Source organism: Bradyrhizobium sp. DOA1, from assembly GCF_001593325.1.
Taxonomy (GTDB): Bacteria; Pseudomonadota; Alphaproteobacteria; order Rhizobiales; family Xanthobacteraceae; genus Bradyrhizobium.
Window position 1 is genome coordinate 3,474,117 of sequence record NZ_JXJM01000001.1, and the last position, 12,358, is coordinate 3,486,474.

A 12,358-nucleotide genomic window follows, 5' to 3' on the forward strand; every position below is an offset into this window, starting at 1 on the left:
AATCCCTTGAATCGTAACGTTGGATTAAACCGTGCAGCACGCGCGAAGCAAATCTGGTCCCATCGATGGTGACGGCGGCATCACAGAGATAGCGGCGGATCGTCCCTTCCTGCATGTGCTGGCTGACAGGTCCGACAAGCTCGCGGGAATCTGTTCGATCCTCCAAGAGAAATTTACCATTTCAGGGGAGCGATTGGATGCCGATTCCAGGCTGTCGCAAGCGCCAGTCGCTATCGTCATCCGCGCGGAGCTGCGCGACGTCGACAATATCGCCGCCATCAAGAAACGGGCGAGCAAGCTGGCGAAGGCCAGCAAGCGCATCTTCCTGCTCGACCACACCTCCCACGTCTGCATTTCGCAAGCCTATGCGCTCGGGGCGACGCTGGTGCTTCCCGGCACGGTCGGCCGGGCCAAACTGCTGGCGGCATTGATCGATCGGGCTGACGAGGCCCCAGCTTCATCAACCGACGCGCGGCAATCGGACAATGCCGTGGAGACCGCGGCGACCGCCATTGCATCGATGTTCACGGCGGTGACCCTGGGCCAACCCCTTGACGTCGACGGGACCAAGAAAGCTGGTCGCCAGATTGCCGATCGTATTACCCGGCACGGCCTGACCGAGTGGCTCACGACGGTTCGGCGCCATCACGAGGGAACCTATCAGCACTGCCTGCTCGTGACCGGGGTCGCCATCGACTTCGGACTGAGCCTCGGGGTCGGCAAGGCCGACCTGGAACGTCTCTACTCGGCCGCCATGTTCCACGATATCGGCAAGGCGCAGATTCCACTCGCCATCCTCGACAAGCCGGGCCGCCTTGATGCGGCGGAACGCGCTTTGATCGAGACGCATCCCACAGCCGGCTACGACTTTCTCAAGGGACAGGACGGGGTATCACCCGAGGTACTCGATGCGGCCCGTCATCATCACGAGTATCTCGACGGCAGCGGCTATCCCGATGCGCTTTGCGCGGAGAGCATCGGCGATATCGTACGGATCCTGACGATCTCGGACATTTTCGCAGCGCTGATCGAGCACCGGCACTACAAGCCGACGATGCCGCGCGCCGAGGCCTACAACATAATTTGCGGGATGGACGGGAAGCTGGAAAAGGCTCTGGTTCGCTCGTTCAAGCAGGTCGCGCTTACGCGGTGAGCGTAGCAGACAACAATTCGATCACCCTTAATGCGTCGCGCGAAATCTGGCGCGGCGCGGAATGGAGCGACAGGCCAACCCTTCGGCCAGCAGCTTCATGTCCTCGCGCCTGCCGCTGCGGATCAGCCGGCCGAACTCCTCGGGTGTGAATGGAAGACTTGGATCATCATCGATCGGGCGCCGCATCCGCGGGCCGAAGAACCGCCGAACCAGGCTAGCCAGCCGCCGCATGTCAATTCCCTCGCGCCAGCAACAAACCTCTTAGTCTGCATATTGTTCCTCCTGCATGTTCGAGATTGCAAGAGGCCACTGACGACTCGGCACCAAAAAAAATTCCGCAGAGAATAATCTCCCTCGTCGTGCTCATCGGCAAAGCCGACGTAGGGTACAAACTCCTGATTGTGCTCGCGGCCCGAGCGCACCGCATTGGCGGCAAGCCATCGTCCGGATAGCCCATCGTGACACAAGTCATCATGACCTCGTCCGCCGGAATCGTGGCGACCTCGCGCACGATGTGGAGCGCATGACGATGCGGTTGCCGATGCGCCGCGCAAAATCTATGCTGCCCCGCAAGCAAGACCAAGAACCTCGCGAGGAGACACGCCATGGCCGCGCCGCTCGATCCCGTCATCGCCCAGATCATTCCGCTGATGCCGATGCGTGATCCCACGGTCATGACGCCACAGAGCGCCCGCGATTCCTTGCGCGCACTGGCCGCCTCGCGCGCCGCCATCCCGCCTCCGCGCGTCGATAGCGTGCAGGATATCAAGGTGAAAGGTGGCGCCGGCCCGCTCGATGCGCGCGTCTACCGGGTCGGCACCACGCCGGCACCGACCGTGGTGTTCTTCCATGGCGGCGGCTGGGTTGCGGGCGATCTCGAAACCCACGACCGGCAGGCGCGCAACCTTGCGATCGAGACCGGCGCGGTCGTCATCTCCGTCGATTATCGCCGCCCGCCCGAGACGCCCTTTCCCGGCGCCTTCGAGGACGCCTTCGCCGCGGTGAGCGACATCTTCAACCGCGTCGCGGAATTTGGCGGCGACGCAAAGCGCATTGGTGTTGCCGGCGATAGCGCCGGTGGCAATCTCGCGGCGACAACCGCGATCGCCTGCCGCGATGCCGGCATCAAGCTCGCCGCGCAATTGCTGGTCTATCCCGTGACCGACGTTCTCGGCGGTTATGCCGATGCGCGCGAGAACGCGCGCTATCCCTCACGCGCCGAGAATGCCGACGGCTACTTCCTGACGCGGGCCACCATGGAATGGTTCTGCGGCCATTACCTCGCCGATCCCGGTCATGCTTCCGACTGGCGCGTCTCACCACTGCGCGCGACATCGCTCGCCGGAGTCGCGCCCGCGATCGTCACCACCGCCTGGTTCGACCCGCTGCGCGATGAAGGCGCCGCCTATGCGCGGGCGTTGGAAGCTGCCGGCGTCCGGGTCAAGCACCACGAGGGCCCCGGCCTGATCCACGGCTATTTCGGCATGGGCGATGCCTCGGACGTCGCCCGCGCCGAAGCCCAGCGCGCACGCGCCGACTTCAAGGCCCTGCTGATGCGCGGCGTCTGAGGAGGGTCAAACGCTCCGCGCCCGCTGGGCATCCGTGTGCCCCCAGGTCTCATCCCAGTCCTGGCCGGCGGCATCGACCACGCGGCCGTCGGCCTCAAAGAACTTGTTCGGCACCTGGAAGATCGCCAGGATCAAGGCGCCCTCCGGGCACCAGGCGGCATGCCGGCTGCCGGCCTCGCGCCAGATGAATTCGCCGGCCTTGCAGGCGATCCCCTTGGCCGGCCCCTCCTTGTCGACGAGCGCGCCTTCGATGACGTAGCTCTGCTCGATGCCGACATGCTCGTGATCGGGCAGCACGGATCCCGGCGCAAAGCGCATCAAGGCGGTCATCAGGCCCGTGCGGCGATCGAACAGCAACGTCTTGGCTTCGCAGCCGGGAAAGCGCGTCTTCTGCCATTCCATGCTTTGCGGCTGAACCAGGTGAGAATGCCGGTCAGTGACTTCCTCGGTCTTCGGGGTCGCGGCGTCCATCACGATACTCCCTCCATGTCGATGGCATGACGCTAGCAGGATCGCGCAGCCGGGTCAGCGAGCGGTGCAACAGAGGGGATTGCCGATCGCGCGCGAAAAATCGGCCGGCAACCGGAGGGCACGACCTCGATCCTGCTTGATTGCGCCATGATTCCCGGTTCCAATCCACCGAGCCATTTCTGGTTTAGGGAGACACCCATGATGAAGCGGATTTTCCTCGCTGCGATCGTTGCCACCTTCGCGGCGGGCTCGGCCTTCGCGCAAGAGACCTGCGAGAGCAAGGCCGTCGGCAAGGACGGCAAGCCGCTGGCCGGCGCCGCCAAGACCTCGTTCCTGAAGAAGTGCAAGGCGGATGCCTGCACACCCAAGGCCGTCAGCGCCGACGGCAAGCCGCTCGCCGGCGCCGCCAAGAACAGCTTCATGAAGAAGTGCGAGACCGGCGCGTAAGGCGCCGCGTATTTGGCGGCCGATTGCCGAACGAACTCCGTCATGGCCGGGCTTGTCCCGGCCTTCTACGTTCTGCGCACTCAGAAGCAAGAGCGTGGATGCCCGGGACAAGCCCGGGCATGACGATGAGGCGCCCCTTACTCCCGTTTGAATCTGTAATCGAACGCTTCGCCCAACGGCTTGATCAGCCCCACCGTGAGCGCCGGGAAATGCACCGGCAGGATCAGCGTGTCCGTATCCGCAACTGACGCGAAGAATTTTCGTCGCGATACCGCCGACTGCTGCGGATCCCAATCCGGCTTCGCCGACCAGTCCGGCTCGCGGCACTGGATCTGGTGATGCATGAGATCGCCGGCCACCACCGCGCGCTGGCCTTTGGAGACAATATTCACGCAGCAATGGCAGGGCGAATGCCCCGGCGTGGGCGTCAGCGTCACGGTATCGTCGAGCGCATAGTTGTCATCCACCAATAGCGCCTGACCCGCTTCGACGATCGGCAGGCAATTGTCGCGAAACACGGTCCCCGGCGGATTGTTGCCCTTGGCATGCTCGGCCTCCCAGGCCGCATACTCGCCTTTGTGAAAAACATACTTCGCGTTCGGGAATGTCGGCACCCAGCGCCCGTCGCGCAAGGTCGTGTTCCAGCCGGTATGATCGATGTGCAGGTGCGTGCAGAACACGTAATCGATCTGCTCGAATCCGATGCCGAGCGCGAACAATTCGTTGCGCCAGCGCGCCTTGCCAGGGAAATCGAACGGCGGTGGATGGCCCTTGTCCTCGCCGGTGCAGGTGTCGACCAGGATGGTGTAGCGCGGCGTCCGCACCACGAAGGTCTGGTAGGTGATCACCATCATGCCGCGCGCGGCGTCGAACACCTCCGGCTCCATTGTCGGCAGATGGCGCTTGAATATCCCCTCATCATAGGTTGGGAAAAAGTCCTGCGGCCGCCGCCACGGCCCCTCCCGCTCGATCACCGCATCGATGGTGATGTCGCCGATCCGCAGTTGCTTCATGGCTGTTCACTCCCGTTTTTGGAGGGAGCGTAGCGCGAGGCATCAACGCGTCAAGGCAGAGAGACTGGAACGCTAGCTCCGCAGCCCCGGCGCCTCCTGCCCGGTCCGCGCCACATATTCCGTGTAGCCGCCGCCATATTGATGAATGCCGTCCGGCGTCAGCTCCAGCACGCGGTTCGACAGGACGCTGAGGAAATGCCGGTCGTGCGAGACGAACAGCATGGTGCCCTCGAAATCCGACAGCGCGGTGATCAGCATCTCCTTGGTGGCGAGATCGAGATGGTTGGTCGGCTCGTCCAGCACCAGGAAGTTCGGCGGATCGAACAGCATCTTGGCCATCACGAGCCGCGCCTTCTCGCCGCCCGAGAGCACGCGGCAGCGCTTCTCGACATCGTCGCCGGAGAAGCCGAAGCAGCCGGCGAGCGCGCGCAAAGAGCCCTGCCCCGCGGTCGGAAACGCGTCCTCCAGCGACTGGAACACGGTGCGCTCGCCCTCGAGCAGGTCCATCGCGTGCTGGGCGAAATAGCCCATCTTGACGCTGCCTCCGACCGCCACCGTGCCCTCGTCGGGCTCGCTCGCACCGGCGACGAGCTTGAGCAGCGTCGATTTGCCGGCGCCGTTGACGCCCATCACGCACCAGCGCTCCCTCCGGCGGATCATGAAATCGAGCCCGTCATAGATGCGCTTTGAACCATACCCCTTGTGCACGTTCTTCAGCGCCACGACATCCTCGCCCGAGCGCGGCGCCGGCGGAAAGTCGAACGCGACGCTCTGGCGCCGGCGCGGCGGCTCGACCCGCTCGATCTTGTCGAGCTTCTTGACCCGGCTCTGCACCTGCGCCGCGTGCGAGGCGCGCGCCTTGAAGCGCTCGATGAACTTGATCTCCTTGGCCAGCATGGCTTGCTGCCGCTCGAACTGCGCCTGCTGCTGCTTCTCATTCTGCGCCCGCTGCTGCTCGTAGAACTCGTAATCGCCCGTGTAGGTGGTGAGCGAGCCTGAATCGATCTCGATCACCTTGGAGATCACGCGGTTGATGAACTCGCGGTCGTGCGAGGTCATCAGCAGCGTGCCTTCGTAATCGTGCAGGAACTTTTCCAGCCAGATCAGGCTTTCGAGATCGAGATGGTTGCTCGGCTCGTCGAGCAGCATCACGTCGGGACGCATCAGGAGAATGCGCGCCAGCGCCACGCGCATCTTCCAGCCGCCGGAGAGTTTGCCGACATCGCCGTCCATCATCTCCTGGCTGAAGCCGAGGCCGGACAGTGCCTCGCGCGCCCGGCCGTCGAGCGCGTAGCCGTCAAGCTCCTCGAAGCGGTGCTGCACCTCGCCGTAACGGGCGATGATCTCGTCCATCTCGTCGGCCTTGTCAGGGTCCGCCATGGCGGCCTCGAGCTCGCGCAGCTCGGCGGCGACCTCGCTGACGGGCCCCGCGCCGTTCATCACTTCGGCCACGGCGCTGTGGCCGGACATCTCGCCGACGTCCTGGTTGAAATAGCCGATGGTGATGCCGCGATCGGTCGAGACCTGCCCCTCGTCGGGCAGCTCCTCGCCGGCGATCATCCGGAACAGAGTGGTCTTGCCGGCGCCGTTCGGGCCGACGAGGCCGATCTTCTCGCCCTTGTTGAGGGCCGCGGAGGCTTCGATGAACAGGATCTGGTGGCCGGCTTGCTTGCTGACGTTGTCGAGGCGGATCATTGGGTCATTTTGGGGGATTTTTGCGTTGCAGCGTCATAGGCCATGCCGGCCGTCAGGGGAAGCCCGGCGGGACACGGATTCCGGATCGTCATCGCGCGACGATCACGGCACAGCCGTTCAGACAGATGCCCGCATCTTTGCTGCGCCGCGACAGCGCATGGATATCCGGCTGCGCAGAGCCCGAACGGGATCGCCGAAGACCAACAATGCGACACCGGGCCCGCTTGCCGGTTGGCGGCAATGTGTCCAAACTGCGATCAAAGTCGCTGGAATGCGGCCTACCTCCAGCGGTTATCAACGAAAAACGCAGCGAAACGCGTTCGAACAACAAAGCCGCCAGGAGGACGTCCATGACTGCGAAGTCTGAAAAGACCAGAACCACGCGTCGCAAATTCTTGCTGACCGCCGGCGCGGCCGGCGCTGCCACCATCGCCATGCCGCAAGTCAGCCGGGCGCAAACGGTAGCCCTGAGGATGCAGGGCTCATGGGGCAAGGCCGATGTCTTCAACGAGATGGCCGAAGATTATGTGAAGCGCGTCAACGATATGGCCGGAGGCCGGTTGCGCATCGACTATCTCGTCGGCGGCTCGGTCGTGCATCCCTTCCAGGTGTTCGATGGCGTTCATGGCGGCCAGCTCGACGCAGCACACACGGTCACGGTCTACTGGTACGGCAAGCACAAGGCCGCCTCGCTGTTCGGTACGGGCCCGGTGTTCGGCTTCAACGCCAACGAAGGCCTCGGCTGGATTCACAACGGCGGCGGCAAGGAGCTGTTCGAGGAGCTCCAGACCAAGATCATGAACGTCAACATCAAGAGCTTCTTCGCCATGCCGATGCCGACCCAGCCGCTCGGCTGGTTCAAGAAGCCGATCACCAGTGACGCCGATCTCAAGGGCCTGAAGTATCGCACGGTGGGTCTGGCCGCCGATCTCTTCCAGGCGATGGGCGCATCCGTCGCACAGCTGCCCGGCGGCGAGATCGTGCCCGCGATGGAGCGCGGCGTGATCGATGGGTTCGAGTTCAACAATCCGACCTCGGACCGGCGCTTCGGCGCGCAGGATGTCGCCAAGAACTACATGATGGGCAGCCATCATCAGGCGACGGAATATTTCGAGATCATGTTCAACCGGACCAAATTCAACGCACTGCCGAAGGAACAGCAGGCGATCCTGCAATACGCCGCCGAAGCCGTGTCCTCCGCCAACGAATGGAAAGCGATGGATTATTATTCGAAGGATCTGCAGGAGCTGATCGAAAAGAACAAGGTCAACGTCGTGCGGACGCCGAAATCGGTGTTCGACGCGCAGATCAAGGCCTGGGACGGCCTGATCGCCCAGCTCGGCTCGGATCCGTTCATGAAGAAGGTCATGGACTCCCAGAAGGAATGGGTGCGCCGCGTGGTTTACTACAACATGAACAACGCGACGGACTACCGCGGCGCCTTCGAGCATCACTTTCCGGGCGTGCTCAAGGTGTGACGGCCATCGCCGCGGACCGCGGAAGACGACGTCGGGAAGGGCGGCGCAATTGAAGGCGCCGTCCACGAATTAAGAGGGGACATCCACATGTGCTGCTCGCAGCGGGCTCAGCTCGCATGACGAAATTCCTGTTCTTCATCGATGAGCTCAGCACGTGGGTCGGCAAGGCGTTCGCCTGGTTGATTCTCGTCCTCACACTGGGTGTCAGCTACGAGGTATTCGTGCGCTACGTGCTGCGAGCGCCGACCACCTGGGCTTTCGACATCAGCTACATCACCTATGGTGCGATGTTCCTGATGGCCGGCGCTTATACGCTCTCGCGCAATGGCCATGTGCGCGCTGACGTGGTTTACCGCCTCTGGTCGCCGCGCACCCAGGCGACGATGGACCTCGTCCTGTACATCCTGTTCTTCCTGCCGGCGATCGCGGCGCTGATGTATTCGGGCTGGAACTACGCACAGATGTCGATTCGATTCCGCGAAGTCAGCATCTTCAGTCCGGCCGGCGTGCCGGTGTTTCCGCTGAAGGCGCTGATCCCGCTCACCGGCTTCCTTCTGTTTCTGCAAGGGATCGCGGAAATCATTCGCTGTGTGCTGTGCATCCGCACCGGCCGATGGCCGCAGCGCCCCCACGACGTGGAGGAGACCGAGAGCGTCGTCATCCGCGAACATCAGCAACACGCGGCTGAGCTGCAGAACGAGAAAGGACCAGGCGCATGACCGATCCTCAAATCGGCATGCTGATGCTGGGCCTCTTCATCTTCATCATCATGCTCGGCTTCCCGATCGCCTTCACGCTGATGGCGATGGGCGTCTCGTTCGGCTACTACGCCTACTACACCCCCGGTCAGGACTTCTTCCAGAACCGCATCTTCACGCTGCTGGTGCAGAAGACGTTCGAGGTCACATCCAGTGACGTGCTGGTCGCGGTCCCGCTCTTCCTGTTCATGGGCTATTTGGTCGAGCGCGCGAACATTCTCGACCGACTGTTCTACTCGCTGCAATTGTCGATGAAAAACGTGCCGGGCGCGCTCGCGGTGGCCACGCTGATCACCTGCGCGATGTTCGCGACCGCCACCGGCATCGTCGGCGCCGTTGTCACGCTGATGGGGCTGTTGGCATTGCCGGCGATGCTGCGAGCCGGCTACGACACCAAGCTGTCGGCGGGCGTTGTCTGTGCCGGTGGCTGCCTCGGCATTCTGATTCCGCCGAGCATTCTCCTGATCGTCTATGCGGCGACCGCCGGCGTTTCGGCGGTCAAGCTTTATGCGGCCGCATTCTTCCCGGGATTCATGCTGGCTGGCCTCTACGTCCTCTATGCAATGACACGCGCGATCATCAATCCCGCGCTGGCGCCGAAGCTGCCGCGCGAGCAGACCGACGTGCCGATCTCCACGGTCGTCTGGGCGGTTGCCACGTCATTCCTGCCACTTGCGCTGCTTATCGTTTCGGTGCTCGGCGCGATCCTGTTTGGTCTGGCAACGCCATCCGAGGCGGCCGCGGTGGGTGCCCTCATGAGCATGGTTCTGGCCGCCGCCTATCGCTCGCTCAACTACGAGATGCTGCGCGAATCGGTCTATCTGACCGTGCGCGCGACCGCGATGGTTTGCTACCTGTTCATCGGGTCGTGGACGTTTTCAGCGGTGTTTGCAGTGCTTGGCGGACAGTCGGTGGTGGAGCAGTTCTTCACCTCGATGGACCTTTCGCCGATCCAATTCCTGCTGCTGACGCAGGTGATCATCTTCCTGCTCGGCTGGCCGCTGGAATGGACCGAGATCATCATCATCTTCGTGCCGATCTTCCTGCCGCTGCTTCCCCAGTACGGCATCGATCCGATCTTCTTCGGCATCCTGGTGGCGCTGAACACGCAGACGGCTTTCAATACGCCGCCGGTCGCGATGGCGGCCTTCTATCTGAAGGGCGTGGCGCCGCCTCAGGTGAAGCTGACCGACATCTTCTCAGGCGCGCTTCCCTTTGTCGGCCTGGTCTTCCTCACCATGGGGCTGGTCTACATCTTCCCGGAGATCGCATTGTGGCTGCCCACCTATCTCTATGGATCGCGATGAGCGAACCCGGCAAACCGCAGAAAGTCGGCGAATGAGTCTCAACGCGCTCGGCCTCACGGAAGCCGCGACCAGCATCCGCGACGGCCGCCTCAGTTCGACCGAACTTGTCGCCGACTGCCTCAGGCGCATCGACGAGGTCGATCCCGATATCCAGGCGTGGGCGTTCCTCGACCGCGACCACGCGATGCGGCAGGCCGAGGCCGCCGACGATCATCGCAAGCATGGCAAGGCTGTGGGCCCGCTGCATGGCGTGCCCGTGGGCATCAAGGATATCTTCGACACCGGCGACATGCCGACGGAATTCGGATCAGATCTGTGGGCCGGACGCACGCCGCGGCGCGATGCGGCGGCCGTGGCGCGTCTGCGGGCGGCAGGCGCCGTGATCCTCGGCAAGACGGTGACCACCGAGTACGCGTACTACAATCCCGGGAAGACCCGAAATCCGCACGACACGGCTCGCACGCCCGGCGGATCGTCCTCGGGCTCCGCTGCGGCGGTTGCGGGGCTGATGGTGCCGGGTGCCATCGGCTCGCAGACCAACGGCTCGGTGATCCGTCCCGCCGCCTTCTGCGGCGTGGTCGGCTTCAAGCCCACGCATGGCCTCATTCCGCGCAGCGGGGCGCTCGAATTGTCCCGCACGCTCGATCATGTCGGCATGTTCGGGCGCAGCGTCGAGGACGTGGCCCTGCTCGCCGACGTCCTGGTCGGCTTCGACGACGAGGATCCGGACACAAGGCCAGTTGCGTGTCCGCCCTTCACCGCCGTAGCGGCGAGCGACCCGCCGTTGCCACCGCGATTTGCCTTCGTGCGCTCTCCTGTCTGGGATCAGGCCGAGCCGATGACGCGTGATGCCTTTGCCGAGCTCGTCGATGTTCTGCGTGACGCGCCGAGCGAAGTCGAACTCGGGGCCCGGTTCGACAAAGCCGTCGATATGCACCGCATCATCATGGAAGTTGATATGGCGCACAATCTGCGCCGCGACTACGAACGAGGCGGCGACAGACTGAGCACACCGCTGCGGCAGGCGATCGAGCGCGGCCGAACGCATCTCGCCCTGGATTATCGCAGCGCACTGTCCGGGATCGAGCCGCTCAACCAGGCGCTGGACCATATCTTCGACGAATACGACGCCATCCTGACGCCCGCAGCGCCGGGCGAGGCGCCCGGAATCGAGACAACCGGCAACCCGGTTTTCTGCACGCTTTGGACCTATCTCGGCGTACCCGCCATCAGCCTGCCCTTGATGAGCTCCGAAACGGGCCTTCCGCTGGGCGTTCAGCTTGTCGGTCGCCGCGGCAACGATGCCCGCCTGTTGCGCACGGCGCACTGGCTTGTCAGGACGATCGGCCGCACCGGTCGTGGCACCCGGCGCAAAGTCCCGAGTGCCGGGCCGAAATCGGCTCCCGGTGCGGAGGAAAGGAACCTGCGATGACCAATGTGATCACCGGACTCATCGGCCTCGCGCTCGTGCTGACATTTCTTGGAATCCTGGTGGTTTGGATCAAGGCCATCCCGCTCATCATCATTGTTGTGAGTGTCATGATGCTGGCCGTGATCGATTTCGTGCGATCGCTGCGGACGAACGGCGGGCTCCGCTGACTACCGGGCGCCGGCCTTCTTAATATCGGCGATGCCTCAGCGCCGGTGTCTCTTCTGCTGGAGCAAACGAAAAGACCTCAGCTCTCGGGGCAATGGGAACGAGCTGAGGTCTTCCTGCGTCAAAAATGGCCCCAGCTCTCAGGGGGGCGGTGAGCTGGGGCCTCACTTGGGGTACCCTTTGGGGAAGGGTACCGGGACAACGTGGCAATCGCGCGAACGTTCCAAACATTCTCGAGATATTCGGAAGACGCACCGACACTGCTCGCTGCGCGCTACAGGGTTCTGGAGTCAGATGGCAGAGTCCAATTGAGTTAGCAGGAGCTGGACGAGACCCGCTGCAGCGGACCGCAGCTCAGGGACTTGATTTTTCCGGCAGAGTCGAACGCCAAGACCGCGTTCACGACATTGTTCCCGGTGATGTACGAGATCATTGTCCCGCCTTGCGAAGGCTGCAGATCATCCAGCTCGGTTGCGGGCTTTTTTAGCAGACGATCAGCCCAATAGGCTCGGAGGCCTTCCCTGCCGGTGATCGTCAGATCGTCACAACCGCAGTGAACCACTGCATCTTCGGCGTACATTGCGAGTATCGCTTCGATATCGCAGGCACGGTAGGCGTCGAGCCAGTCGACGGCAACGGCCATCGGATCAAAGGACATACAAGCACCTCCATGCGCCAAGAAACCGAGATTTGGCCGGGGTACCAGCTAAGTCTCTTCGCCAACCGATCCTTGAATTTTGATGTTCTCGCTCGGCTACGGCCATATGTCGAAAGTCATAGGGCGGATGCTTGCCGGCGGGTCTGTGACGTTGCCCTACCCCGGAACCAGCATGGTGGTTTAATTTGTCCCGGACAGGCTCGGCTGTTCTGC

Annotated in this window: 12 protein-coding genes; 8 read left to right on the forward strand and 4 right to left on the reverse strand. The window is 63.1% G+C overall.

Going from position 1 to position 12,358, the window contains the following annotated elements; translation table 11 throughout:
- Positions 1–31 precede the first annotated feature (31 nt).
- Both SE91_RS16520 and SE91_RS16535 read left to right on the forward strand, forming a co-directional pair.
- Positions 32–1,153, forward strand: coding sequence for an HD-GYP domain-containing protein (locus SE91_RS16520; protein WP_061848319.1), 1,122 nt, complete (start codon positions 32–34; stop codon positions 1,151–1,153).
- Positions 1,154–1,758: 605 nt separating this feature from the next.
- Positions 1,759–2,721 (forward strand): alpha/beta hydrolase, encoded by a 963-nt coding sequence (locus SE91_RS16535; protein WP_061848321.1) that lies wholly within the window; start codon positions 1,759–1,761, stop codon positions 2,719–2,721.
- 6 nt (positions 2,722–2,727) lie between these two features.
- Here SE91_RS16535 and SE91_RS16540 read toward each other — a convergent pair whose 3' ends face one another.
- Positions 2,728–3,192 carry a cupin domain-containing protein gene (locus tag SE91_RS16540; protein WP_061848322.1) on the reverse strand — a complete coding sequence of 155 codons (465 nt, stop codon included), beginning with the start codon at positions 3,190–3,192 and terminating at the stop codon, positions 2,728–2,730.
- A 198-nt stretch (positions 3,193–3,390) separates the two neighbouring features.
- On the opposite strand from SE91_RS16540, the gene SE91_RS16545 reads away from it, so the two are divergent.
- Complete coding sequence (locus SE91_RS16545; RefSeq protein WP_060735899.1) at positions 3,391–3,639, forward strand: hypothetical protein; 249 nt, start codon at positions 3,391–3,393, stop codon at positions 3,637–3,639.
- Positions 3,640–3,776: 137 nt separating this feature from the next.
- Here SE91_RS16545 and SE91_RS16550 read toward each other — a convergent pair whose 3' ends face one another.
- Positions 3,777–4,652: an MBL fold metallo-hydrolase gene (locus tag SE91_RS16550; RefSeq protein ID WP_061848323.1), complete on the reverse strand. Its 876-nt coding sequence runs from the start codon at positions 4,650–4,652 to the stop codon at positions 3,777–3,779.
- A gap of 72 nt (positions 4,653–4,724) precedes the next feature.
- On the reverse strand, positions 4,725–6,347 hold the full coding sequence (locus tag SE91_RS16555; RefSeq protein ID WP_061848324.1) for an ABC-F family ATP-binding cassette domain-containing protein: 1,623 nt from the start codon (positions 6,345–6,347) through the stop codon (positions 4,725–4,727).
- A gap of 350 nt (positions 6,348–6,697) precedes the next feature.
- Between SE91_RS16555 and SE91_RS16560 the strand changes: the two genes are divergently transcribed.
- From SE91_RS16560 to SE91_RS36325, 5 genes are all read left to right on the forward strand, one after another.
- Entirely contained in the window at positions 6,698–7,825 is a 1,128-nt protein-coding gene (locus SE91_RS16560) for a TRAP transporter substrate-binding protein (protein ID WP_060735898.1), read from the forward strand.
- 116 nt (positions 7,826–7,941) lie between these two features.
- Positions 7,942–8,544, forward strand: coding sequence for a TRAP transporter small permease subunit (locus SE91_RS16565; RefSeq protein ID WP_061848325.1), 603 nt, complete (start codon positions 7,942–7,944; stop codon positions 8,542–8,544).
- Positions 8,541–9,890 (forward strand): TRAP transporter large permease, encoded by a 1,350-nt coding sequence (locus tag SE91_RS16570; protein WP_008563309.1) that lies wholly within the window; start codon positions 8,541–8,543, stop codon positions 9,888–9,890. The genes SE91_RS16565 and SE91_RS16570 overlap by 4 nt, the downstream gene beginning before the upstream one ends.
- A 31-nt stretch (positions 9,891–9,921) precedes the next feature.
- Positions 9,922–11,322 (forward strand): amidase, encoded by a 1,401-nt coding sequence (locus SE91_RS16575; RefSeq protein WP_061848326.1) that lies wholly within the window; start codon positions 9,922–9,924, stop codon positions 11,320–11,322.
- Complete coding sequence (locus tag SE91_RS36325; RefSeq protein ID WP_156489644.1) at positions 11,319–11,489, forward strand: hypothetical protein; 171 nt, start codon at positions 11,319–11,321, stop codon at positions 11,487–11,489. The genes SE91_RS16575 and SE91_RS36325 overlap by 4 nt, the downstream gene beginning before the upstream one ends.
- Positions 11,490–11,800: 311 nt before the next feature.
- Here SE91_RS36325 and SE91_RS16580 read toward each other — a convergent pair whose 3' ends face one another.
- On the reverse strand, positions 11,801–12,145 hold the full coding sequence (locus SE91_RS16580; protein WP_061848327.1) for a nuclear transport factor 2 family protein: 345 nt from the start codon (positions 12,143–12,145) through the stop codon (positions 11,801–11,803).
- Between the last annotated feature and the right edge of the window lie 213 nt (positions 12,146–12,358).

What these genes read in the sequence shown, in the direction of transcription:
- SE91_RS16535 (WP_061848321.1), top strand. Translation starts at nt 1,759, where the DNA reads ATGGCCGCGCCGCTCGATCCCGTCATCGCCCAGATCATTCCGCTGATG.
- SE91_RS16540 (WP_061848322.1), bottom strand. Translation starts at nt 3,192, where the DNA reads ATGGACGCCGCGACCCCGAAGACCGAGGAAGTCACTGACCGGCATTCT.
- SE91_RS16545 (WP_060735899.1), top strand. Translation starts at nt 3,391, where the DNA reads ATGATGAAGCGGATTTTCCTCGCTGCGATCGTTGCCACCTTCGCGGCG.
- SE91_RS16550 (WP_061848323.1), bottom strand. Translation starts at nt 4,652, where the DNA reads ATGAAGCAACTGCGGATCGGCGACATCACCATCGATGCGGTGATCGAG.
- SE91_RS16555 (WP_061848324.1), bottom strand. Translation starts at nt 6,347, where the DNA reads ATGATCCGCCTCGACAACGTCAGCAAGCAAGCCGGCCACCAGATCCTG.
- SE91_RS16560 (WP_060735898.1), top strand. Translation starts at nt 6,698, where the DNA reads ATGACTGCGAAGTCTGAAAAGACCAGAACCACGCGTCGCAAATTCTTG.
- SE91_RS16565 (WP_061848325.1), top strand. Translation starts at nt 7,942, where the DNA reads ATGACGAAATTCCTGTTCTTCATCGATGAGCTCAGCACGTGGGTCGGC.
- SE91_RS16570 (WP_008563309.1), top strand. Translation starts at nt 8,541, where the DNA reads ATGACCGATCCTCAAATCGGCATGCTGATGCTGGGCCTCTTCATCTTC.
- SE91_RS16575 (WP_061848326.1), top strand. Translation starts at nt 9,922, where the DNA reads ATGAGTCTCAACGCGCTCGGCCTCACGGAAGCCGCGACCAGCATCCGC.
- SE91_RS36325 (WP_156489644.1), top strand. Translation starts at nt 11,319, where the DNA reads ATGACCAATGTGATCACCGGACTCATCGGCCTCGCGCTCGTGCTGACA.
- SE91_RS16580 (WP_061848327.1), bottom strand. Translation starts at nt 12,145, where the DNA reads ATGTCCTTTGATCCGATGGCCGTTGCCGTCGACTGGCTCGACGCCTAC.